Origin of the sequence: Sphingomonas sp. BE138, from assembly GCF_031456125.1 — a bacterium.
In the GTDB taxonomy this organism is placed as follows: domain Bacteria; phylum Pseudomonadota; class Alphaproteobacteria; order Sphingomonadales; family Sphingomonadaceae; genus Sphingomonas.
This window is the reverse complement of sequence record NZ_JAVDUC010000001.1, coordinates 549946-573401: the sequence shown is the minus strand read 5'-3', so window position 1 is coordinate 573401 and position 23456 is coordinate 549946. Positions and strand designations below refer to the sequence as shown.

Here is a 23456-nt window from a genome sequence, read left to right as displayed (position 1 = left end):
CGGCGGTGAGGTAGCGCGTCTGCGCTGAGGTTTGGCCGCGATCCGCACAATACCCCCCACGAACCGCCTTCCGGAAACCGTCAGGTTGGAAGACCCCGCCGCGGCCGATCAGGTACCGGCGGCGCACCGTGATTTGGCACTCCCGCCAAACCGCGCTGTTGCGCCTGAATCTCCTCCTCCCTCACTATCCGGCCGCTTTCCTCGTCGCTCACTACCGTACGCGCTCCACCTCTCGGATCAACGCGACGGCCCGTTCGCGTCGGCGGCTATCGCTGCGCGCGTTCCAGGCAACACCCGCGGCGACCCGGTGGGCGCCGCGCTCGCTGCACGCCCCAACCGCCGCCGGCCAGTTCGGTCAAGCGATCAAGCGTAATCATCGCGCTGGGCGGCAGAAGCTGGCCCGAGACCTCTTAGTCGACCCGGGCAGCAAGCCGCTCAACGATGAAGTCGACGAACACCCGCACCCGTGCCGGCGTCGTCGAGCCGCCGACGAACAGCGCATGGAGCGGCTCGCGGTCCTGCGGGTTGAACGCTTCCAGCAGCGGCACCAGTGCACCGCTGGCGAGGTCCTCCTCCACCGCGAACCGGCCGACCCGCGCAATGCCGACGCCCGCGCGGGCCAACTGCGCCAGCGATTCGCCGTTGTTCGCCTCGATCGATCCCGTCACCGCCAGCGCGCGGTCGCGCCCGTCCTCGCGGAACGGCCAGCCGGGCTCGGCGCGGCGGAAGTTAAAGCTCAGGCAGTTGTGGCCGAGTAGGTCGTCGGGCACCTGCGGCGTGCCGTGTCGCGCGAGATAGCCGGGCGAGGCGACCACCACCCGTCCCGTCTCCCCCAGCTTGCGCGCAGTGAGCGGACTGTCGGCGAGCTGGCCGAAGCGCACCGCGACGTCGGCCTGCCCGCCCAGCACATCGACGATCCGGTCCGACAGGTTCAGGTCGACGACGATGCCGGGATAGCGCGCGGTGAAGTCGCCGAGCAGCGGCACGACATAGAGCCGTCCATGCGCCAGCGAGGCAGTCACCCGCAGTCGCCCCCGCGGGCTCGCCTGATCGGCGATGGCATCCTCGACTTCGGCCATGTCGGCGAGGATGCGGCGGGCGGCGCGCAGATAGGCCTGCCCTTCGGCGGTCAGCGCCAATGCCCGCGTCGTGCGGACCAGCAGCCGTACGCCCAGCCGCGCCTCGATCCGCGCGACGATCCGGCTGACCGCCGATGGCGTCAGTCCCAAGCTGCGTGCGGCAGCGGACAGGCTGCCCTGTGCCGCGACAGCAGCGAACACCGCCATCTCGCCCGATCTTCCGGTAACGTCCATCTGTGATTCCCAGGCACAAGAGCTGGTCCCATTCTGCGGCTACACGAGACGCACGCAAGTCATCATCTCACCGGTCGCAACAACGAAAGGCGGGCGCCATGCGTCTTCATCCACCCCTTCTGGCGCTGGCGATCGGCGCGTTCGGCATCGGCGTGACCGAGTTCGCACCGATGGGCATGCTGCCGGACATCGCCGGCGACCTCGGCGTGTCGATCCCCGCCGCCGGCCTGCTGGTCAGCGCCTATGCAATGGGCGTGCTGATCGGCGCGCCGCTGATGACGCTGACCACCGGCCGGATCGACCGGCGGACGCTGCTGATCGCGCTGATGGGCATCTTCACGCTCGGCAACGCGCTTTCGGCGCTGGCCGACGGATACTGGATGCTGATGGCGGCGCGCGTTGTCACCTCGTTCAACCACGGCGCCTTCTTCGGCGTCGGATCGGTGGTGGCGGCCGGGCTGGTGCCTGCGGATAAACGCGCCGGGGCCGTCGCGGCAATGTTCACCGGCCTGACGGTCGCGACGATTGGCGGCGTGCCGCTCGCGACCTGGGCGAGCGAGGTGCTCGGCTGGCGCACCGCCTTCGCCGGGATTGCGGGCGTGGGCGCGGTCGCGATGCTGTCGCTTCGCCTCGCGCTGCCAGCGCTGCCGCCGACCGAGGGCGGCGACATGCGGGCAGAACTGCGCGTGCTAAAGCGCGGGCCAGTGCTGATGGCGCTGGCGCTTACCACGATCGGCTTCGGCGGCGTGTTCACCGTCTTCACCTATATCGTCCCGATCCTGCGCGACGTGACGCATGGCTCCACCGGCTATGTCACCGCGATGCTGATGCTGTTCGGCGTCGGTGCGACGATCGGCAATGCGTTGGGCGGGCGGCTCGCCGACCGTTCGGTGGACCGGGCACTGACGCTGATGCTGGTGGCGCTGGCCGTCACGCTGCTGGCCTTCACCGTACTGATGCAATGGCCCGTCACCGCTGCCGCCGCGATCCTGATCTGGGGCATCGCCAGCTTCGCCATCGTGCCGCCCTTGCAGATGCGGGTGATGGATGCCGCGGCCGACGCGCCGAACCTCGCCTCCGCGATGAACATCGGTGCGTTCAACCTCGGCAACGCGATCGGCGCGGCGTTGGGTGGCGGGGTGATCGGCGCCGGACTAGGCCTGCCCGTCGTATCGCTGGCAGGCGCCGCGATGGCGGTCGTCGCGCTGGCGATGCTGCTGGCGTTCCGGCGTCAGCCCCGCGCCGCTGCCTGCCCGGTCTGAAAGCTGTCCTGCGCCCGCCCCGCAGGGAGGCGCAGGCCAGCGGGTCACCCGCCGGTTCCGACCGGACGAAGGATCTTCCGCATCCGGATCAACGGCACGACAATGCCATCCACATTCGCGTCGGCGCGTTCGAGCGGGCGATAGCCGGACGCGGCGTAGAGCCGCTCGCCGCTGGCCGTGCTCATCAGTTCACCGGCCGTGAAGCCCGCCTCCGCGGCGGCCTGCTCGCACCGGTCGAGCACCATGCGCCCGATCCCGCGCCGGACATGATCGGGGTGGGTGTACATCGCGCGGATACGGGCGGCGTCGCGGGACGGGTCGAGCTGTGCGGGGTCGCGCAGTCCGGCGCTGTGATCGCCGCCATAGAGCGTGGCGCGCCGGCTCCATCCGCCACAGCCGACTGCCACGCCGTCTTCCTCGACGATGAAATAGGTGCCGTCGCGCACCAATTGCGTATCCAGCCCCATCACGGCGCGGCTCGCGACGATTTGAGCGGGTGTCAGCACTGCCGCCTGACCGCGCTCGATCGCCAGGGTCGTCAAGTCGCGCAGCGCGTCCAGATCGTCTTCCACAGCCCGGCGGATCGTCAGGGCATCGCTCATGCCACCAGCTCCAGCCGCCACGTCTCTCCCTGGAGCGGCACGCCGAACCGGTCGTGCATCGCCATCTCCACACAGCGGAAGCCCTGCGCGGCATAGATGCGGCGAGCGGACTGCAGCACGCTATGCGTCCACAACGTCAGCGCCGTGTAGCCGGCCTCGCGCGCGAACCCGACGCATCGCGCGACCAGCGCCTCCCCGATCCCGCGCCGCCGCGCGAAGAATTCGACGTGGAGCAGGCGCAGGCGGGCGAGACCGTCACCCTCGTCGGTCACGAACACGGCGCCGGCCATCACGCCGTCGATCTCCGCGACCCAGCATTGCTCGCGGGCGGGATCGAAGTCGCGCAGGAAGGCTGCGGTCACTGCGCCCTCGATCACCTCAAGCTCGCGCCCCCAGCCATGGCTTTCGGCGTAGAGGACCGATTGCCGGGCAGCGATCAGCGCCGGCTCGCCTGTCCGGAACGGCCGGATGTGGAACGGTCCGCCCGACGCCGGGTCAAGCAACAGGCGGGCGCGGGTCAGCGCTTCGACGAGGTCGCGCCGGCTCGTACCCGTTACCTCGTCCAGAAGATCGCTGACGGCAGCACGCTGGCGTTCGTCGATGATCGCGAAGGCGTCGCGTCCAGTCTCGGTCAGCCGCAGGTCCCGGGCGCGCGCATCATCCGCCCGCACCACGCGAACGACCCAGCCGCGCGCCTGGAACCGTGCGATCATACGGCTGAGATACCCCGCGTCCATGCCCAGCACATCCTGCAACACGCTGGCCGTGACGGGCTCGCGTGTCGCGATCTCGAACAGCAGCCGCGCTTCGAGCAGGCTCGCATCGGTGCCGAGGAAGTGCGCATCCAGCGCGCCGATCGTCTGCGTGTAGAAGCGGTTGAACCGGCGGACCGCGGTGACGTCTGCGTCTTCCATGGCCGGCAAGCTGGGCCCGATTAGTTGACGGAGTCAAGTATCAGGGTAGCGCTGGCTCCGGCACGAGCTGCTCGCGGATCGCTGCGGCATCCCTGCCCGGCGGTGCGCCGAACAGGCGGCGATAGTCGCGGCTGAACTGCGACAGGCTCTCATAGCCGATCGCGAAGCCGACGCGGGCGACCTCCTCGGCAGCGATCAGCCGGCGGCGGGCTTCCTGCAGGCGGACCTGCTTCTGGAACTGCACCGGCGTCATGGTCGTCACCGCCTTGAAGTGGCGGTGGAAGCCGGGGACACTCATGCCGGCCAGCGCCGCCAGATCGGCCACACGCAAGGTCTCGGCATAATGGTCGCGGATGTGGGCGGTGGCGCGGCCGATCCTGGCGGCGTGAGTGTCGGCAAGCCCGATCTGGCGCAGCGCCGGCCCCAGCGCACCGCCCAGCAGCCGCCACACGATCTCGCGCCGGACCAACGGCGCGAGCACCAGCGCGTCGCGCGGGGCATCGAGCAGGTCGAGTAGCCGCCTGAGAGGATCGCACAGCGCGGGGTCGTGGTTGGCAGTCGAGAGGGCGGCAAAAGCCGGCGCGTCCACTAGTGCCCCGGCCTGGTCGGCCAGCAGTTCGGTGACCACGGCAGGATCGATCGCCAGCGACAGCGCGAGATAGGGCACCTGCGCGCTCGCCTGCGTGATCCGCGCCGTCACCGGCAGGTCGACCGAGGCGAGCAGGCACTGACCGGCGGCGTAGCGATAGGGCGTCTCGCCCACAATCGTCGTCTTGGCGCCCTGCACGACGAGGCAGAAGGACGGGCGATAGACCGAGCGGATGATGCCGCTCGGCGTCTCCGCGCGGGTGAGCAGCAACCCGTCGATCGGCGTCTCGCGGCCATGCGCGAACCAGTGGCGCTCGATCAGCGGGGCAAGGTCGGTCAGCGTCGTCATCGGTTGCAAGCTAGCGCGTGACCCGCACCGATGCACGGGCCTGTCGGTCACGTTGATAGGATCGGGCAGGACATTGATCGGATCGGCGTCGCGAAGCCGCGCGTTCGGCGCCTATCTCCCCCTGCATCCGATCCCATCAGGAGAACGATCCATGCGTATGCGCCAGCTTGGCCACAGCGGCCTCTTCGTGTCCGAACTCTGCCTCGGCACGATGACCTTCGGTGGCAGCGAGGGCATGTGGGGCCAGATCGGGCAGCTCCGGCAGGAGGAGGCCGACGCGCTGGTGAAGACCGCGCTCGACGCCGGCATCAACTTCATCGACACCGCCAATGTCTATGCGGGCGGCGAGAGCGAGCGCATCCTGGGCCAGTCGCTGAAGAACCTTGGCGTCGCCCGCGACGATGTCGTGGTCGCGACCAAGGTGCTGGGGCCGATGGGCGACGGCCCCAACGCGCGCGGCGCCTCGCGTTCGCACATCATCAGCCAGTGCAAGCAGAGCCTCCAACGGCTCGGCCTTGACCATATCGATCTCTACCAGATCCACGGCTTCGACCCCGCGACGCCGATCGAGGAGACGCTGGAGGCGCTCGATACGCTCGTCCGCCACGGCCATGTCCGCTACCTCGGCCTGTCCAACTGGGCGGCGTGGCAGGTGGTGAAGGCGGTCGGTATCGCCAAGGCACGCCGGCTGGCACCGATCCTGTCGCTCCAAGCCTATTACACGCTGGTCGGTCGCGATCTGGAACGCGAGATCGTGCCGATGCTCCGGTCCGAGAAGATCGGGCTGATGGTGTGGAGCCCGCTCGCCGGCGGCTACCTGTCGGGTAAGTATGACGATGAGGGCAAGGCGGCGGACGGACGGCGTGCGACCTTCGACTTCCCGCCGGTCGACCGCACCCGCGGCTCCGCGGCGCTGGCGGAGATGCGGCGCAGCGCCGCGGCGAAGGGCTGCACCGTCGCACAGGTGGCGCTCGCCTGGCTGCTCCATCAGCCGGTGGTCACAAGCGTGATCGTCGGGGCGAAGCGGGTCGACCAGCTCACCGACAATATCGCCGCGACCCAAGTGTCGCTTGATGCCGACGATCTCGCCGCGCTGGACGCGGTGACGAAGCTGCCGGCGGAATATCCCGGCTGGATGCTCGAACGGCAAGGCGGCTATCGCGCGTGAGCAACTGCTGGAGTAACGGGTTGGTGCTTTCACCATGCGCGACCACCGTGGCTCCAGCGCGACAAGCGGGCCGCAGGCGTCAGTCATGCCGGATGCCAAGCCCGCCAGCCCGCCGATCTCACGACAGTAGCCTTGATGAAAAGCGTGCCACCGATCGATCATCGTCCCCTTGCCATTTTGAGCACCCTTTTGCACGCCTCGCTGTGCAACTCCGCTATTTTCAAGCGCCCGCGTATGATCCGAGCGCGTGGCGAGGCGCCGTCCGTCTCCGGCAACCGGGGCCGTGCACCAGCATCGCTTTGATCTTCCCCCGATGACGCGGAATTGCGCCGGAAATATTGGCCCGCATACGATGCGGCGGCTGTCCGTCATCAATATTCGACGTCTCCGCACCGCCGCGACGGTTACGTTCGCGTCGGCGGCTATCGCTGCGCGCGTTCCAGGAACGCGGACAGGCGATCGTCGTCGCTCATCGCGACGTTAAACCGCATGTGGTCGCGCCAGCGACCGCTGGTGCTGAACACCGGGCCGGGCGCCAGCACGATGCCGTCGGCGATGGCGCGGCGGGCGAGGTCGACGGCATCGACGCCGTCCGGCAGCCGTGCCCAGAGAAAGATGCCCGCCGCCGGCTCGATCCACGGCTCGATGCCGACTGCGCGCAGCCGCTGGCTCACCCGCGCCGTGGCACGCGCGAGCCGGGCGCGGACGCCCTCGACATGGCGGCGATAGCTGCCGTCGGTCAGCACCGCATGGAGCAGGCTGGCCGTCAGCGGGCTGCCCGCCATCGATGTGGCGATGCGCAGGTCGGCGAGCGCCGCGATCCAGTCGGGCCGCGCGGCGATATGCCCGCAGCGCACCGCCGCCGACAGCGACTTGGAGAAGCTGCCGATCCGGATCGTCCGGTCGAGGCCATCGAATGCCGCCAGACGCGGCGACGCCGCATGCTCGAAATCGGCGAAGATGTCGTCCTCGACGATGGCCATGTCGTGCGCCTCGGCGATCTTCAGCAGGCGGTGCGCGGTCGGTGCGCCGAGCGCGGCGCCGGTCGGGTTGTGGATGCCGGAGTTGGTCAGATAGAACCGGGGGCGATGCACCGCGGCGGCCTTGGCGAAGGCGGCGACATCGGGTCCCGTCGGCGTCATCGGCACGCCGATCACCTCGGCCCGGTGCGCCCGCAGCAGCGCGAGGAAATTGAAGTAGCAGGGATCGTCCACCAGCACCGCGTCACCCGGTTGCAGCAGGAAGCGACAGACGAGATCGAGCGCATGGGTGCCGCTGTCGGTCAGCAGGATCTGGTCGGGACCGACCTCGACGCCCTGATTCGCCATCCGCCGCGCCAAGAGCACACGGAGCGGCAGCGAGCCGCGTGGCGAGGCATAGCCGGCCAGCGCCCCGTCGCCGCCGGCCCGCGCGGCGCCGCGCATCGCCTTGCGCAACGCGTCGCTCGCCAGCCAGTCGTCGGGCAGCCAGCCGCATCCCGGCATCAGGTCATGCCGTTGCTCGCTCAGCGACTGTCGCAGCATCCACAACGGATCGACCTCGCGCTCCTGCGGGGCGCCGAGCCGGTCAAGCGCCAGCGGCGCGAGCGGTGCGGCGACATAGAAGCCCTATCCGGGTCGCGACCGGATCACCCCCTCGGCAGCGAGCCGGTCATAGGCGTCGACCACCGTCGAGCGCGCGACGTTGCTCGTCTCCGCCATCGCGCGGATCGACGGGAGCCGCGCCCCCGGCGTCAACGCCCGCGCCTCGATGCGGTCGCGGATCGTGCGCACCACCATGCCGGTGCGGGTCTCGTCGGGTTGGATACCCATCGTGCTGCTGTTTCCACCAATACGGTTCGGCACGATCGTATCGGTCCGTACCTGTTCGCACCAGCCGGCGCGGGGTAGCAGGCGTCACCATCCGCAGGAGAACCGAGACCGTGACCCGCCCCTTCCGCCTCGTCGACGTGTTCGGCACCGATCCGCTGACCGGCAATCCGCTGGCGGTCATCGCCGACGCCGAAGGTTTGTCGTCGCAGGAGATGCAGGCGATCGCCGGTTGGCTGAACTTTTCGGAGACGACCTTCCTGTTGCCGCCGACCGATCCGGCGGCGGACTATCGGGTCCGGATCTTCACCATGGCCCACGAATTGCCCTTCGCCGGTCACCCGACGCTGGGCAGCGCGCATGCTTGGCTGGAAGCCGGCGGGAAGCCTAAGCAGGAGGGCGTGATCGTGCAGGAATGCGGGGTCGGGCTGGTGACGATCCGGCGCGACGACGACCGGCTCGCCTTCGCCGCGCCGCCGTTGCTCCGCGGCGGCGCGCCGACCGAGGCGGAGATTGCCGAGGTGGCGACGTTGCTGCGCATCGACCGGACGGCGATCGTCGACGCGGCCTGGGCCGATAACGGCCCGGGCTGGATCGCGGTCCTGCTGGAGTCGGCCGAGGCGGTGCTGGCGGTCGATCCGGCGCGGCATCATCACGGACACATCGACATCGGCATCGTCGGGCCGCACGCCCCCGGCGGCGAGGTCGCGTTTGAGCTGCGCGCGATCTTCAGCGACGCGCATGGCGGGCTGATCGAGGACCCGGTCACCGGCAGCCTCAACGCCTCGGTCGGCCAGTGGCTGTTCGCCAGCGGCCGCGCGAGCGGCAGCTACGTCGCCGCGCAAGGTACCCGGCTGGGCCGCACCGGGCGCATCCACGTCTCGCAGGACGACACCGGACAGATATGGGTCGCCGGCACGACGCGGACCTTGTTCAGCGGTTCGGTGCACGGCTGATGCAGGTTGCGATCCTCAGCTTCGACGGCTTCAACGAGCTCGATTCCTTCGTTGCCGCCGCGATCCTCAACCGGCTGCGGCCGCACGGCTGGACCGCGCACATCACTGCGCCCACCGAGACGGTGACGTCGCTGAACGGCGTCATCGTCCACCGGCAACGGCCCCTCGAATGGGTCGAGCAGGCGGACGCGGTGCTGATCGGCAGCGGCTATCGCACCCGCGAGATCGCCGCCGACCCCGCACTACTGGCGCAGCTGCGCCTCGATCCGGCACGCCAGCTGATCGCGGCGCAATGTTCGGGCACGCTGCTGCTGGCGAAGCTGGGGCTGATCGGCGACCTGCCCGCGTGCACCGATCTCATCAGCAAGCCGTGGGTCGTCGAGGCGGGCGTCAGCGTCATCGACGCCCCCTTCGCCGCGCACGGCAACGTCGCCACCGCCGGCGGCTGCCTTGCGGCGCCGTACCTCGCTGCCTGGATGATCGCGCGCGGCGGCTCGCCCGACCTCGCCCGCGAGGCGCTGCACTATGTCGCGCCGGTCGGTGAGAAGGACCGGTTCGTGGACCACGCCCTGTCCGTGATCGGCGGCGCGTTCGCTCACGCCTGAAAAGCGGGTCGATCGGGCCGGATGAGCGCCCCGATGCGAACATCCGACAGGCCGAGCCATGTCGCCATCCGCTCCAGCTCGGCCTGCAGGCGCGGCAGCGTGTCGTCGGGCGCCCCCGGCTCGAGCGTGACGCGACGCGCCAGCAGCACGCCCGCTTGCCGATCCGCCTTGAGGTCGACCCGCGCGACCAGCGCCTCGTCCAGCAGGAAGGGGAGCACGTAATAGCCGTGCGTGCGCCGGTCCTGCGGCACGTAGATCTCGATGCGGTAGCGGATGCCGAACAGCCGCTCGGTGCGGCCGCGTTCCCAGATCAGCGGATCGAACGGCGCCAGCAAAGCCGCCCCGTGCACCCGCCGCGGCGGCGAAGCGTCACGATGCCGCCACGCCTTCTGGCTACAGCCTTCGACGCGGACCGGGACGAGCACCCCATCCTCTGCCAGATCGGCGATGGCATGATCGGCCTCGTCGGGCTTCAACCGGTAGTAATCGCGCAGGTCGGCCGCGGTCGCGACACCCAGCGCCCGTGCGCTACGCTCGATCAGGGCGCGCTGCGCCTCGGCAGCGGAGGGCGTGGGCATGGCGAAGACGGCGGGCGGCAGGACACGCTCGGGAAGGTCGTACACCCGCGCGAAGCTGCCCCGCCGCGTCGCGGTCGTGATCCGGCCCGACCAGAACAGCCATTCCAGCGCGTGCTTGACGTCGCTCCACTCCCACCATCCGCTGCGGCTCGACCCGTTCTCGAACTCGGCGGCGGTCAGCGGTCCCTCGGCGGCGATGCGCGCGAGCACCGCGTCCGCCTCGCCGCGGCGCTCGGCGGCGAAGCGGCGAAGCGCGCGATAGCCGATCTCGCCCCGCTCGGCGCGCGCCATCCGCCATCGCAGCAGCGGATGAAGGTCGAGCGGCAGCAACGACGCCTCATGCGCCCAATATTCGAAGAACCGGCGCTCCCGCGTCCGCCCCCAGGCGGCGCCTTCGAGCAGCGAGCGATCATAGTCGCCGAGACGTGAGAACGCCGGCAGGTAATGCGCTCGCGCAAGGACGTTGACGCTGTCGATCTGGAACAGACCGGTGCGATCGGCCACCCTGCGAAGGTGCGCCGCCGTGACCCGTGAAGGCCGTGGCTGTCCGAAGCCCTGGGCCTTGAGCGCCATGCGCCGCGCATCGGCCAGCGAGATGGTCATGGGTCGCTGCCCGTCGCGGTCGGGCACTGCCGTCAAACGTGGTGGCATCGACCCGTCACGTCTTCGCCCGCAAGGTGAAGCGGGTGATCTCCGATGGCACCCCGAGGCGAAGCGCGAAGCCCGGCCACAGGCCGGTGCCGTTGCTGACGTAAAGAGTCATGCCGCCGACCTGATAGCGGCCCGCGACGAAGCCGGCGTTGGCGCGGGCGACGAGCCGATCCAGACCGACGATCATGCCGCCATGGGTGTGACCGGACAATTGGAGCGCTACGCCCTTCGCCGCAGCGTCCCGTGCCCGCCGCGGCTGATGATCGAGGAGGACGATCGGTGCCCCGGCCGGCGCACCGCGCAGCGCCAGCCCCACGTCCGGGGCCGCCTCGCCGACGCTCGGCGCGGACAGATCGGTCACGCCGGCCACGACCAGCGCCGCGTCGCCGCGCCGGATGACGGTGTGGGCATTCGGCAGCATCCGGACACCGAGCGACGCCAGGTGCCGCATCCACGCGCCATAGTGGAAGAAATATTCGTGATTGCCCGGTATGGCCCAGACGCCGTCGGGAGCTTCAAGCGCCCGAAGCGGCTCTACATCCTTGCGCCGCATGTCGACCGAGCCGTCGATGAAGTCGCCCGTGACGACGATCACGTCGCTGCCCGCCGCATTGGCGCGCGTCACGACCGCGCTGGCCCAGGCGGCCGGGAACAGCTTGCTGATATGAAGATCGGTCAGTTGAAGGATGCGATATCCCTCGAACTGCGGCGGCAGACCCGCGATCGCCACCTCGACGTCCCTGATCGGCGGAACCCGCACCGCATGGACGACCGCGATCGCACTGGCGAGCGCCGCCAGACCGACCGCCCCATACCGCGCTGCATCCGGCAGCCCGGCGCGCTGCCACCGGACGACAGTTGTCGCCAGCAGGCCGAGATCGAGCACGATCTGGAGGAGCATGAGCAGCACCAGCGCGCCGAATGCCCAGTTGAAGAGGATTACCACCGGGCGCGGGAACTCGGGTGCGAAGACCGACCCCGACGATAGCCGGCTCCAGAGGTGATATTGCGAGACGCCGAGCAGGAGCACCGCCACGACGACCTTGCTCCACAATGGCAGCGTCAGCGGCCAGAGCGTGCGCGACGCGACGTAGATTGCCGGAACGAGGAAGACGAGGAAGATGATCGGCATCCTTCATGGAGCATCGGCAAGCAGGCTGCCGGCAGCCGCAACGCTTTAGCGCCGCTCGTCGCGCGAGGCGACCGGCGATTGCGAACGCCGGATACCGGGCGTCGATGTCCGGTTCACTCGGCGACCTCGACGATGGAGTCCTGCCAGCCACGGTGCCTGGCGGCCCGTCCGTTCAGCGTCTTCTTGCTCGCCGCCGCGCGGGCGGAGGTGGCGTAATCCTTGGGCACCTCGGTATTTCCGTCGTCGCCGGTCTCAATCGTCGCCGGGAAGGCCGATCCTGTAGGGTCCCGATCGCGTCGGCAGCCGCTGCCCCTTCCAACTCAGCCGCACTACCCCCTCGCGGACCAGCCGGTCGATCGCCGCGTGGACGATCGGCATCGCACCGCGCCAATCCTCCGGGGACAAGGCGCGCGCCACCTCGCTCGGACAGATCGTCGCGCCTGCCGCACGGCGCGCGAGTAGGTCCAGTGTCGCCGCGCGCGCATCGCTCATCCGCGTCACGTCGCCCCCGCACGCCCCCCGGTCAAGCCGCAGGCGGTTGCGCCGACCAGGCCGGCTCGCCTATGGGGCGGTCATTCGCAAGGACCCGGTGAAATCCCGGGTGGCTATTCCGGCCGCCGATCCGCCGGACAACAACACGCACCCCTGCCCCGCGCCGCCCGGCGCCCGTGCCCTGTTGTGGAAATCCAATGACCTTCGACTTCGCTACCTATCGCCGCCAGTGGTTCACTGACGGCGCCGCCGCCCGCCGCGACATCCTGGCCGGCATCGTCGTCGCGCTCGCGCTGATCCCGGAGGCGATCGGCTTCTCGATCATCGCCGGCGTCGATCCGCGCGTCGGCCTCTACGCCTCGGTCGCGATCGCGATCACCATCGCGCTGATCGGCGGACGGCCGGGCATGATCTCCGCCGCCACCGCTGCCGTCGCCGTGCTCGTCGGCCCGCTGGTGCGCGATCACGGTGTCGCGTATCTGTTCGCCGCCACGATCCTGATGGGGCTGATCCAGATCGTCGCCGGGTTGCTGCGGCTCGACCTGCTGATGCAGTTCGTGTCGCGCTCGGTCATCACCGGCTTCGTCAACGCGCTGGCGATCCTGATCTTCATGGCGCAGCTTCCGCAGCTGACCGGCGTCGGCTGGCAGACCTATGCGATGGTCGCGGGCGGGCTGGCGATCATCTACGGCGTGCCGCGGATCACCCGCGCCGTGCCGTCGCCGCTGGTGGCGATCCTGGTGCTCAGCGCGATCAGCATCGGGTTCGGGCTGCCGGTGAACACGGTCGGCGACATGGGGCGACTGCCCGACGGCCTGCCGAGCTTCGTCTGGCCGCAGGTGCCGCTGACATTCGACACGTTGCGGATCATCCTGCCCTATTCGCTGACGATGGCCGCGGTCGGCCTGCTGGAATCGCTGCTGACCGCGCAGATCGTCGACGACATGACCGACACCGACAGCGACAAGCGTCGCGAATGTGCCGGACAGGGCGGCGCCAACATCGTCGCCGCGCTGTTCGGCGGCATGGGCGGCTGCGCGATGATCGGACAGTCGGTCATCAACGTCACCTCGGGCGGGCGCGGGCGGCTGTCGACCTTCGTGGCGGGCACGTTCCTTCTGTTCCTGCTGGCGGTCCTGGGGCCGTTGGTCGGGCGAGTGCCGATGCCGGCGCTGGTGGCCGTCATGGTCATGGTGTCGATCGGCACCTTCAGCTGGAACTCGATCCCGAACCTGCGGCGGCATCCGCCCACGTCGTCGGTGGTGATGCTGACGACGGTGGTGGTGGTCGTCGCCACGCGCGACCTGTCGCTGGGCGTGCTGGCGGGCGTGCTGCTGTCGGGCATCTTCTTCGCGGGCAAGGTGCAGCGGATGTTCTCGGTCGAGCGGTCGATATCGCCCGACGGCACCCAGGCGACCTACCGCGTGGCGGGCGAGATCTTCTTCGCCTCGGTCGACCGGTTCACCCGCGCCTTCCAGTCCGGGGACAGCGCCCCGCGCATCGTCATCGACGTGGCCGCGGCGCATTTCTGGGACATTTCGGGCGTCGGCGCGCTCGACAAGATCGTCGCCCGGCTACGCCGCGAAGGGCGCGCAGTCGAAGTGGTCGGCTACAATCGGGCGAGCGCCGACCTGATCGACCGTTTCGCGCTCCACGACAAGACCGGCGTGGAAATGGGGCTGGCGCCGCACTGAGCGGTGGCCGGCCGCTGCGGCAGCGCGCGCACCATCGTCCGGCGCTACGATCGCAGGCGCGCCTCCTCCTCCTGCCGTTTCCACTCCGCGGTCCGCAGCACGACATAGTCACGCAGAAGCTGCACCCGGCGCGGGCGGAAACTGCGTTCGCCGCGCGCCAGCGCCTCGATCCGCGGCACCTCGAACGTTCGATGCGCCGCGCGCAACAGGCACCAGCCCACCAGCATCAGCGTCTTCGGGCTGTAGGACATGCCGAGCGGCAGGATCTCGCGTTCGGTCCGCCGCCCCTTCTTGTCACGATAGGCGATGCGGACGCTGAACTCGTCCCAGCAGGCTTCGCGAAGGAGGTCGAGATCGATCGTGATGGCGGCGCGCGGCTCCGGCGGGCGCCACGATCGAATCGTCGCGTGCGCGGCCTGCCGCGCCTGCCGGTCGGGCAAGGTGGCGACGATCCGGGCGAGCGCATTGCGCCCCGCCGTCGCCAGCGCCTCGTCGCCGAAGTCGCCGAGGGTCGAGACGCCGAGCATCAGTGCCTCGATCTCCAGCCGCGAAAAGCTTTGCGGCGGCAACGCCGGGTCCTCGGTCAGCGTGTAGCCGTAGCCCGCCGTTCCGTCGATCAGCACCCCGCCCGCGCGCAGCGTCGCGATGTCGCGATAGAGCTGCCGCGTCGACACCTCGGTCTCCGCCGCGAGGCGGATCGCCGTCACCGGCTTCGGCAACCGCCGCAGCACCTCCAGCAACCGCATCAGACGATCCGATCGTGCCATCCCTGCTGCCCGAAATTGTCAGGAGCGCCTCGGTAGATGGACGGCGTCATCCAACGCAAGGAGCAATCGATGCGCACCCTCTATTACTCGCCCAATTCCCGGTCCGACACGGTCGTCGCGCTCGTCCGGATGCTCGGCGCCGACGTCGGGATGCGCGAGGTGACCATCGCGCGTCAGGACGGTTCGGGCAGCCGCGATCCCGCCAATCCGCATCCGGAAGGCAAGGTGCCCTACCTGACCGATGGCGAGGTCGCCGTTCGGGAGCGTGGCGCGATCATGCTCTATCTGACCGACGCCTATCCTGCCGCCGGGCTCGGGCCACTGCCGGGCGAGGCGGATCGCGGCGCCTATCTGTCGTGGCTGTTCTACTATCAGGGCGTCATCGAACCGCTGCTGATCCTGAAATGGGCGAACGTCAGCCATCCCGCGATCACCGCGGGCCTGCGCGATGTCGACACGATGATCGAGCGGCTGGCCGAGCCGTTGCGCAAAGGGCCGTGGCTGCTCGGCGAGCGCTTCTCGGCGGCCGACATGCTGTGCAGTTCGCCCTTCTTCTGGTTCGCCGACATGATGCCCGCCGACCCGGCGATCCGCGCCTGGGTCGCGAGGTGCGCCGAGCGGATCAGCGGCGACCGGAAATAGCGCCCCGCCGACCCCGGCGGCGGCACGTTGCACGCCCTGCCTCCGAACGAGCAGCCGAAAGTCTGGCCTTTTTCCCTTTCCCCGATATCAAGGCACTCCGATCCCCTGGCCGCTGCGAAGACCTTGGGAGGGAACACCCCTCCCGGGTCGAGGCGGAGAATGAACGTGAGCCCTGATGTCTTCTCGTGATGACAGTCTTCTCTCGGACGCGCTCGGCTTTCTTGCCGGCGGCGGCGAGATGGGGGCGCGGATGCGCGCGCACGACTGGTCTTCGTCGCCGCTGGGGGCACCGGCCGATTGGCCCCAGTCGCTGCGATCGGCGTTGTCGATCTGTCTTCACTCCAGCTTCCCGACGGCGATCTATTGGGGACCGGAGCTCCGGCTGCTCTACAACGACGCATGGCGCCCGGTGGCGGGGGATCGCCACCCCTGGGCGCTCGGGCGGCGCGGGGACGAGGTCTGGCACGATATCTGGAGCGTCGTCGACACCCAGTTCGCGCAGGTCGTCCGCACGGGCGAGGGCTTCGCGACCTTCGATCAGATGCTCCCCATGGTGCGCGGCGGGGCGGTGCAGGAGACCTTCTGGAACTACAGCTTCACGCCGATCCGCGGCGAGGACGGCAGCGTGGCCGGGGTCTTCAACCAGGGTCACGAAACGACCGAGCGGGTGCTGGACGAACGACGCTCGTTCATGGAGCGCCAGCGCCTGCGCTTTCTCGGCGCGCTCGACGACCGGCTGCGAACCTCGCGCGACCCGTTGGAGGTGATGCAGGCGGCCGCGGAGCATCTGGCACGGCATCTGGGCACGTCGCGAACCGCGTACGCCGACGTCGACGCGGACAACGACCGCTTCGTCATCCGCGACGATTACACCGCACCCGGCGTGGAGACGTCGGCCGGCAGCTACAGCCTCGATCTGTTCGGTCCCCGCGCGGCCGCCGACATGCGCGGCGGCACGACGCTGGTCATCCGCGACGTGGCGGCCGAGCTTGCCCCCGGCGCGGGCCGGGACATGTTCCGCTCGATCGGGATTGAGGCGATCATCTGCTGCCCACTGCTGAAGCACGGGCGCCTGGTCGCGATGATGGCGGTACACCAGGCCGCGCCGCGCGACTGGCAGGAGGAGGAGATCGGCATCGTCGAGGCCGCCGTGGAGCGCTGCTGGGCCTATATCGAACGCGCCGGTGCGGAGGCGCGGCTGCGCGAGTTGAACGAGACGCTGGAGGAACGCGTCACCGCGGTGCTCGCCGAGCGCAAGGTGTTCGCCGACCTGTTCGAGACGACCTCGGCCTTCGTCCAGATCCTCGATGCCGACTATCGTTTCCTCGCCATCAACAAGGCGTCGACCGACGAATACCAGCGCGTGTTCGGCTTCCGGCCGGCGGTGGGCGACAATCTCCTCGATCTTCTGAACGGGTCCCCGCAGTACGAGGCGGTCCGCGACCTATGGAGCAAGGTGCTCGCAGGCGACAGCTTCGGCCAGATCGCCGAGCTCGGCGAACCGCGGCTCGGCCGTCGCTGGTACGACATGAAATTCGCGCCGGTCGCGGACCGCACGGGGCAGATCATCGGCGCCAGCCTCTTCGGCTACGACGTCACCGACCGCGTCCACGAGCAGCAGCAACTCGCCGCGACCGAGGCGGCCCGCCGTGACGCCGACGCGCTGTACCGCGCCTATTTCGAGCATACCGCCGAGGCGCTGTTCGTCGTTCGCGTCCTCGTCGACGGCGGCTTCTCGATTGAGGAGCTGAACCCGACGCACGAACGGCTGACCGGCCTCAGCACGGCGGCGATCAGGGGCAAGCCGTTGAAAGAACAGCTGCCGGTGCAGGTGGCCGACGCGGTCACGGCGAATTTCCGGCGCGCGGTCGGCGAAGCGCGCCCGATCAGCTATCGCGAGGTCGTCGACCTTCCCAACGGCGAGCGTCACTGGGACACGATCCTCGTGCCGGTCACCGGACCGGACGGCGTCGTCTCCCGGATCATCGGCAGTTCGCGCGACGTCACCGCGCGGGTGCACGCCGAGGAACAGCTGCGGCAGAGCCAGAAGCTGGAAGCGATGGGCAGTCTGACCGGCGGGGTCAGCCACGACTTCAACAATCTGCTCGCACCGATCATCGGCGCGCTGGATCTGTTGCAGCGCAAGGGGCTGGGCGGCGATCGCGAGCAACGGCTGATCGATGGCGCGCTTCAGTCCGCGGAACGGGCACGCGTGCTGGTCCAGCGGCTGCTGGCATTTGCGCGCCGGCAACCGTTGCAGACTGTGTCGGTCGACATCGCCGAGCTGGTGAACGGCATGGCGGACCTGCTCGGGTCCACGCTGGGCCCGCAGATCAGGATCGCTGTCGAGGTCGACGACGATTTGCCGGTCGCCTCGGCCGACCCCAACCAGCTGGAAATGGCGCTCCTGAACCTCGCGGTGAACGCGCGTGACGCGATGCCGGAAGGCGGAACGTTGCGGATCACCGCCCGCGGCGAGAACGTCGATGCCGAGAACCGCGAGCATCTCGCCCCCGGTCGCTACGTCCTTCTTTCGGTGGCCGACACCGGCGACGGCATGGATCCGGAGACGCTGAAGCGGGCGGTGGAGCCGTTCTTCTCGACGAAGGGGATCGGCAAGGGGACCGGGCTGGGGCTCAGCATGGTGCACGGTCTGGCCGGGCAGTTGGGCGGCCGGCTGACGATCGCGAGCCGGCCCGGGCTGGGCACCAATATCGAATTGTGGCTACCGGTCGGGAGCGCGCCGGCCGTCGCGGCGGTGCCCGGAAACGGGGCGGCCGGCGGCCCGCGGCACAGCGGCACCGCCTTGCTGGTCGACGACGAAGCGCTGGTGCGAGCGAGCACCGCGGACATGCTGACCGATCTGGGCCTGAAGGTCGTGGAGGCGAGTTCGGCCGAGGAGGCAGTGCGCGTGATCGAGGACGGGTTGCGCCCCACCGTCATCGTCACCGATCACATCATGCCGGGACGTTCGGGAAGCGAATTGGCGGCGCAGGTGCGGGCGCGCTGGCCGGACATCCCGGTGCTGCTGATCTCGGGCTACGCCGACCTCGCCGGCGTCGATCCGTCGCTGCCCCGCTTGACCAAGCCGTTTCGCCAGGCGGAGCTGGCCGAGCTTATCGCGATGTCCAACCGGCGCTAGCGATCACCGCCGCAGAGGTCGGCAACGCCCCGTTCGTGGTCGGACGCGGGCGGCTTGCGGCGCCCCCCCCTCCCCAACCGTCCACGTCACCGATAGCGATAGAGCCGGACGCGGTAGACCTTGTTGTCGCCGGCATCATCGGCGAACAGCCGCAGCGACTGCCCCTGCCCCGTTTCGTCGCCGTTGAGCCGCCGGCCGGCGACCATCTGCCCGTCGCGCAGCCATTGCTCGTCGATGCTCTCGATCCCGACGATCGGCGCCCCCGGACGATCGGTGGCGAAGCTGAGCTGCGCGTCGCCGCTGCCGACGATCAGGAACTCGTCGGCGCCGGTCTGCAGGAACATCGCGGCGATCCGGCTGGTCTGGTCGACATCGCCCTTCGCGCCGCTCGCGCGGGTCATGTTGACGATATAGTCGCCGATCCGGCCGCGACCGGCACGTTGCGCCCCGCCCTCCATCAGCACGGTCGAGATACCGCCCTCGGCCTGCTTTTCGAGGATCAGCGGCGCGATCCGCGCGAGCTGGCCGTAGAGCGCCGTCATCGCGGGATCGCCCTCGCCGGCCGCACTCAGCCCGATGCTGGCATCGCCTTGCAGCACCACGCCCTGCCCATCGATCCCGAACGGCGAGAAGCCGACCGCCTTCAGCGCGCCGAAGCTGTAGAGCGCGTTCGCCGCCCCGACCATGCCGCCGCGCGCTTCGGGTACGAACAGCGGATTGTCGGCGCGCGCATATTGCGACGCCCAATTGGCGTAATCCTCGAAATAGATGTCGGGTGCGAGGAACTCGAGCGACGGCGCACCGGCCTTGTAGACGTCGATCGCGAACGGCAGCGGCCCGCCCGAATTGTACTGGCCGGGTTCGTAGTTCGGGCGGATCAATGCCGCGTTGGTGAACATCGGCAGCGGGTAATGCGCCTTCCCCGCCGCGGTCACGCCCTCGATGAACGTCGCATAATGCCAGGCCATGAACAGCGAATCGGTCATCGCCGCGTCGCCGAACACCTCGTGCCACGTTCCCGCGGTCCGTGCGCCGGCGGTCTCCCACGCGGTGCGCAGCGTCGGGTGAAGCGTGGTGCGATGCGCGGCCAGATAGCGCAGCAACGGCTCCGGCACCGGTGCGGCCAGCGCGGCGTCCGCGGCGGGCGAGTGATCGCGCGCCTCCGGGATGACGCCGACCTCGTTCTCGACCTGCACCATCAGCACCGTGTGCTGGGTGCCGTCGACCGCGCGCAGGTGGCGCATCAACGCGGCAAAGGCGCGCGCATCCGCGTCGCGCGTCGTCGTCGAGAAGGGCGACAGCCGCTCGGTCCCGCGCCCGTCGCTGGTCTGCGCCCGTGCGAAGCGCGCCTGATCGCGCTTGACCCAGGCCGGCACGTAGCTGGAATAGGTGTTCTTCCACGCCCCGAACCACAGCAGCACGAGCCGCAGGTTCTGCGCGCGCGCGCCCTTCAGCAAGCCGTCGACGTTGCTGAAGTCGAACCGTCCCTCCTGCGGCTCGATCGTCTCCCATGCCACCGGCGCCAGCACGGTGTTGAGGTTCATCGCCTTCAGCTTCGGCCAGATCGGCGCCATATAGGCCAGGTCGCTGCTGCTCGAATTGTGCAACTCGCCGCCCAGCACCAGGAACGGCTTGCCGTCGACGATCAGCTGCGTCGCCTTGCCGCGGCGTTCGAGGCGCGGGAGGTCCGCGGCCCGCGCCTGCGTGCCCAGCCCGAAGGACAAGGCCAGAACGGCGACGACCAGACGCGCCGACCACATCATGCGAAACATCGCAACCCTTTGCTTTACTGCACCGATCCCGGCCTTGTGACGCCCCGGGGCGCTCTGCGCAACGAGGTGCGTCGTTTGCGCCGGGTGACGGCCGGTCGTCCACGTCGCCTTTCGGATGCCGCACGGCGTCAGGCCGGGATCGGGTTGCGGATCCGCGACCGCACGCCGGCTGCGTCCGAGAGCGACCGCGTACCGCCGCCGGTGCCCGGCCTTCAGACGCTCCGCCGGTCTGGCTGGCTCGCGTCCGGCCGGTCGACGCCGCTCGTCGTCGCGGCCTGATCGCCGCGCCGATCCGCCGCGGCGCGCTTAGCCCGCCCGGCACCGAACGCCCCCGCGACCGCGATCGACAGCGCGCCCGCTGCCCCGACGAGCAACAGGCTCGGGCGGACCCCCGCGGCGCGCGCCGCCCGGTCCAGCGCCACCTCGGCGGCGCCGGTGGCGTCGACCAGCCGCGGCAGCACCTCCGTGTCGAGGAAGAATTTCGGCGCCGACGGGCCGGCGCCCTTGCGGACCATGTAGTCGCGACCGACCGACATCCGAAATCTCCTTTATTACCAGCCACCTGATCGATGTGATCGACGGCGGTACCGATCCGGGTGTCAACGTGGCGCGACGGCGAACGTTGCGACCATGCGACCCTGCCGCGACCGGAGGTATCCGATGAAGCCCACCTTCAAACCCTATCGTCTTCCCTCCGGCGGCTGGGGATCGGCGCGATCGGTCGGCAACATCCTGCGGCGCGAGGGAGTCGTCGGCAGCGCCGGGATCGCCTTGTCGCGCCACAACAAGGTCGACGGGTATCAATGCAACAGCTGCGCCTGGGTGAAGCCCGCCACGCCGCTGCCGTTCGAATTCTGCGAGAACGGCGTGAAGGCGGTGGCGTGGGAGCTGACCGCGCATCGCTGTACCCCCGCCTTCTTCGCCGAGCACACTGTGACCGAGCTGCGCGGTTGGGACGATTACCACCTCGAACAGCCCGGCCGGCTCACCCATCCGCTGCGCTACGACGCGGCGACCGACAAATACGTCCCCGTCTCGTGGGGGCACGCGATCGAGGAGATCGCGCGCGAGCTGCGCGCGGTCGACGACAAGCGGAAGGGCACCGTCTTCTACAGTTCGGGGCGGCTCTCCAACGAGGCGAGCTACCTTTATCAGCTGTTCGCGCGGCTCTACGGCAACAACAACCTGCCCGACAGCTCGAACATGTGCCACGAGACCACCTCGGTCGCGCTGCCGGTCAGCATCGGCCAGGGCGTCGGCACGGTCGACCTCGGCGACTTCGCCGAGACCGAATGCATCATGTTCTTCGGGCAGAACCCCGGCAGCAACTCGCCGCGCATGCTCCATCCGCTCCAGGAAGCGAGCCAGCGCGGCGTGCCGATCATCACCTACAATCCGTTGCGCGAGCGGGGGCTGGAGCGGTTCCTCAATCCCCAGTCGCCGACCGAGATGCTGACCGGCAAGGAAACGCGGATCAGCTCGCAATATCATCAGGTGAAGAACGGCGGCGACCTCGCCGCGCTGGCCGGCATCGGCAAGGCGGTGCTGAGCGCGCACGACGAGTCGCTCGCGCGCGGTGGTCCGGCGGTGCTCGATCTCGCCTTCATCGCCGAACACACCACCGGCTTCGATCGCTACGCCGCGTGGCTGCGCGCGCAGGACTGGGACGAGCTCGAGCGCCGCTCCGGGCTGCACCGCGCCGATATGGAGGCGACCGCACGCGTCTATGCCGCCGCCGGCTCGGCGATCGGCATCTACGGCATGGGGCTGACCCAGCATTGCGCCGGCGTCGAAACCGTGCAGATGCTGGTCAATCTGCTGCTGATGCGCGGCAACATCGGCAAGCGCGGCGCGGGGATCTGCCCGGTACGCGGCCATTCCAACGTGCAGGGCCAGCGTACCATGGGGGTGACGGAAAAGCCGGAGCTGTTCCCGCTCGACCGGCTGGGCGAACAATTCGGCTTCGTCGCGCCGAAGGAGCCGGGCTACAACACGGTGGAAGCGTGCGAGGCGATCCTGCGCGGCGAGGTGAAGGCCTTCTTCATGCTCGGCGGCAATTTCGTCCGCGCCATTCCCGACCATGGCCTGATGGAGCCGGCGTGGCGCACGCTGCGGCTCACGGTCAACGTGCTGACCAAGCTCAACCGCAGCGCGTTGCTGCCCGGCGAGGTGAGCTACATCCTGCCGGTGATCGGCCGGCTGGAGAAGGACGAGACCGCCGCGGGGCAGCAGGTGCTGTCGATGGAGGACACGTCGGGCTGCGTCCACGGCAACCGCGGCCTGCGCGCCCCCGCCTCGCCGCATCTGATCAGCGAGATACGGCTGCTGTGCGAACTGGCGGGCGCGGTCCTGCCGGCCAATGAGAAGGTGCGCTGGGCCGATTACATGAACGACTATGCGGAGATCCGGAAGGAGATCGCGACCACGCTGCCCGACAACTTCCATGACTATGAGACGCGCATGTGGGAGCCGGGCGGGTTCCAGCGCGACCTGCCGGCGAAGCGGCGCGAGTGGCATACAGACAGCGGTCGCGCGCAGTTCGTCACGCCCGAGGCGCTCGACGAGGATCTCGACATGCCCGGCGTCGGTCATGACGTGCTGCGGCTGATGACGCTGCGCTCCAACGATCAGTTCAACACCACCGTCTACGGCTACGACGACCGCTTCCGCGGCATCAACGGCATCCGGACGGTGGTGCTGATGAACCGCTCAGACATCGACCGGCTGGGGCTCAAGGTCGGACAGGCCGTGACCATGCGCACCGTCGCCGACGACGGTGTGGACCGCCACCTCTCCGGGCTGATCGTGGTCGCCTATGACATTCCGATCGGCTGCGTCGGCGGCTATTATCCGGAATGCAACGTGCTGATGCCGATGTGGCATCATGCCGTGGGCAGCAAGACTCCCGCCGCCAAGTCGATCCCGGTGACGATCCACAGCGATGGCGACGCGGTACTGGAGCCGCAGATGGAATATGCCACCGGATGAAGGGAAAAGCCGGGGCGCGGCGCGAACGTCACC

At 69.3% G+C, this 23456-nt stretch carries 20 protein-coding genes and 1 other annotated feature; of the genes, 8 read left to right on the top strand and 12 right to left on the bottom strand.

Translation table 11 applies throughout. The features are described from left to right. Positions 1 to 410 precede the first annotated feature (410 nt). Entirely contained in the window at positions 411 to 1313 is a 903-nt protein-coding gene (locus J2Y58_RS02510; RefSeq protein ID WP_310098191.1) for a LysR substrate-binding domain-containing protein, read from the bottom strand. Between the two features lie 98 nt (positions 1314 to 1411). Here J2Y58_RS02510 and J2Y58_RS02505 point away from each other — a divergent pair, with 98 nt between their 5' ends. After that, the gene (locus J2Y58_RS02505; RefSeq protein ID WP_310098189.1) at positions 1412 to 2575 is read left to right on the top strand and encodes an MFS transporter; all 1164 of its coding nucleotides are present in this window, start codon (positions 1412 to 1414) and stop codon (positions 2573 to 2575) included. 44 nt (positions 2576 to 2619) lie between these two features. Here the strand turns inward: J2Y58_RS02505 and J2Y58_RS02500 are convergent, their stop codons facing one another. From J2Y58_RS02500 to J2Y58_RS02490, 3 genes are read right to left on the bottom strand one after another with little or no spacing between them, the layout of a single operon-like run. Beyond that, a complete protein-coding gene (locus J2Y58_RS02500; protein WP_310098186.1) occupies positions 2620 to 3177 on the bottom strand; it encodes a GNAT family N-acetyltransferase in 558 nt (185 codons plus the stop codon). Further along, on the bottom strand, positions 3174 to 4091 hold the full coding sequence (locus tag J2Y58_RS02495; protein WP_310098183.1) for a helix-turn-helix domain-containing GNAT family N-acetyltransferase: 918 nt from the start codon (positions 4089 to 4091) through the stop codon (positions 3174 to 3176). Before J2Y58_RS02495 ends, J2Y58_RS02500 begins: the two co-directional genes overlap by 4 nt. A gap of 40 nt (positions 4092 to 4131) precedes the next feature. Beyond that, positions 4132 to 5028, bottom strand: a complete 897-nt coding sequence (locus tag J2Y58_RS02490; protein ID WP_310098180.1) for an AraC family transcriptional regulator — start codon at positions 5026 to 5028, stop codon at positions 4132 to 4134. Positions 5029 to 5179: 151 nt separating this feature from the next. Between J2Y58_RS02490 and J2Y58_RS02485 the strand changes: the two genes are divergently transcribed. Then, positions 5180 to 6196, top strand: a complete 1017-nt coding sequence (locus tag J2Y58_RS02485) for an aldo/keto reductase (protein WP_310098177.1) — start codon at positions 5180 to 5182, stop codon at positions 6194 to 6196. A 422-nt stretch (positions 6197 to 6618) separates the two neighbouring features. Here the strand turns inward: J2Y58_RS02485 and J2Y58_RS02480 are convergent, their stop codons facing one another. Both J2Y58_RS02480 and J2Y58_RS02475 read right to left on the bottom strand, forming a co-directional pair. Next, positions 6619 to 7719 carry a PLP-dependent aminotransferase family protein gene (locus J2Y58_RS02480; RefSeq protein ID WP_310098174.1) on the bottom strand — a complete coding sequence of 367 codons (1101 nt, stop codon included), beginning with the start codon at positions 7717 to 7719 and terminating at the stop codon, positions 6619 to 6621. Positions 7720 to 7803: 84 nt separating this feature from the next. Then, positions 7804 to 8007 carry a winged helix-turn-helix domain-containing protein gene (locus J2Y58_RS02475; protein WP_310098172.1) on the bottom strand — a complete coding sequence of 68 codons (204 nt, stop codon included), beginning with the start codon at positions 8005 to 8007 and terminating at the stop codon, positions 7804 to 7806. Between the two features lie 110 nt (positions 8008 to 8117). Here J2Y58_RS02475 and J2Y58_RS02470 point away from each other — a divergent pair, with 110 nt between their 5' ends. Together J2Y58_RS02470 and J2Y58_RS02465 are read left to right on the top strand one after the other, a co-directional pair. Further along, positions 8118 to 8960, top strand: a complete 843-nt coding sequence (locus tag J2Y58_RS02470) for a PhzF family phenazine biosynthesis protein (protein ID WP_310098169.1) — start codon at positions 8118 to 8120, stop codon at positions 8958 to 8960. Next, entirely contained in the window at positions 8960 to 9565 is a 606-nt protein-coding gene (locus J2Y58_RS02465; protein WP_310098166.1) for a DJ-1/PfpI family protein, read from the top strand. Before J2Y58_RS02470 ends, J2Y58_RS02465 begins: the two co-directional genes overlap by 1 nt. On the opposite strand, the gene J2Y58_RS02460 is transcribed toward J2Y58_RS02465, so the two are convergent. From J2Y58_RS02460 to J2Y58_RS02450, 3 genes are all read right to left on the bottom strand, one after another. Further along, positions 9556 to 10746 carry a DNA glycosylase AlkZ-like family protein gene (locus tag J2Y58_RS02460; protein WP_310098163.1) on the bottom strand — a complete coding sequence of 397 codons (1191 nt, stop codon included), beginning with the start codon at positions 10744 to 10746 and terminating at the stop codon, positions 9556 to 9558. The two genes, J2Y58_RS02465 and J2Y58_RS02460, sit on opposite strands and share 10 nt — an antisense overlap. Before the next feature lie 55 nt (positions 10747 to 10801). After that, positions 10802 to 11926, bottom strand: a complete 1125-nt coding sequence (locus J2Y58_RS02455; RefSeq protein WP_310098160.1) for a metallophosphoesterase — start codon at positions 11924 to 11926, stop codon at positions 10802 to 10804. Positions 11927 to 12178: 252 nt separating this feature from the next. Further along, positions 12179 to 12418, bottom strand: a complete 240-nt coding sequence (locus tag J2Y58_RS02450) for a DUF3253 domain-containing protein (protein ID WP_310098157.1) — start codon at positions 12416 to 12418, stop codon at positions 12179 to 12181. A gap of 87 nt (positions 12419 to 12505) precedes the next feature. Continuing rightward, positions 12506 to 12561, top strand: a sequence feature (sul1 is cis-regulatory element that is thought to sense ions involved in sulfur or methionine metabolism; They are found in Alphaproteobacteria). Between the two features lie 54 nt (positions 12562 to 12615). Between J2Y58_RS02450 and J2Y58_RS02445 the strand changes: the two genes are divergently transcribed. Further along, complete coding sequence (locus J2Y58_RS02445) at positions 12616 to 14112, top strand: SulP family inorganic anion transporter (protein ID WP_310098154.1); 1497 nt, start codon at positions 12616 to 12618, stop codon at positions 14110 to 14112. Between the two features lie 44 nt (positions 14113 to 14156). On the opposite strand, the gene J2Y58_RS02440 is transcribed toward J2Y58_RS02445, so the two are convergent. After that, the gene (locus J2Y58_RS02440) at positions 14157 to 14858 is read right to left on the bottom strand and encodes a WYL domain-containing protein (protein WP_310098151.1); all 702 of its coding nucleotides are present in this window, start codon (positions 14856 to 14858) and stop codon (positions 14157 to 14159) included. 90 nt (positions 14859 to 14948) lie between these two features. Between J2Y58_RS02440 and J2Y58_RS02435 the strand changes: the two genes are divergently transcribed. Then, positions 14949 to 15521, top strand: a complete 573-nt coding sequence (locus tag J2Y58_RS02435; RefSeq protein WP_310098149.1) for a glutathione S-transferase family protein — start codon at positions 14949 to 14951, stop codon at positions 15519 to 15521. Positions 15522 to 15696: 175 nt separating this feature from the next. Further along, positions 15697 to 18663: a PAS domain-containing protein gene (locus tag J2Y58_RS02430; RefSeq protein WP_310098147.1), complete on the top strand. Its 2967-nt coding sequence runs from the start codon at positions 15697 to 15699 to the stop codon at positions 18661 to 18663. Positions 18664 to 18749: 86 nt separating this feature from the next. On the opposite strand, the gene J2Y58_RS02425 is transcribed toward J2Y58_RS02430, so the two are convergent. Together J2Y58_RS02425 and J2Y58_RS02420 are read right to left on the bottom strand one after the other, a co-directional pair. Next, positions 18750 to 20435 (bottom strand): DUF5597 domain-containing protein, encoded by a 1686-nt coding sequence (locus J2Y58_RS02425; protein WP_310098144.1) that lies wholly within the window; start codon positions 20433 to 20435, stop codon positions 18750 to 18752. Positions 20436 to 20647: 212 nt separating this feature from the next. Beyond that, positions 20648 to 20971 (bottom strand): hypothetical protein, encoded by a 324-nt coding sequence (locus J2Y58_RS02420; RefSeq protein WP_310098141.1) that lies wholly within the window; start codon positions 20969 to 20971, stop codon positions 20648 to 20650. Positions 20972 to 21095: 124 nt separating this feature from the next. On the opposite strand from J2Y58_RS02420, the gene J2Y58_RS02415 reads away from it, so the two are divergent. Beyond that, positions 21096 to 23423 (top strand): FdhF/YdeP family oxidoreductase, encoded by a 2328-nt coding sequence (locus J2Y58_RS02415; RefSeq protein WP_310098138.1) that lies wholly within the window; start codon positions 21096 to 21098, stop codon positions 23421 to 23423. The last annotated feature ends 33 nt before the right edge of the window (positions 23424 to 23456 follow it).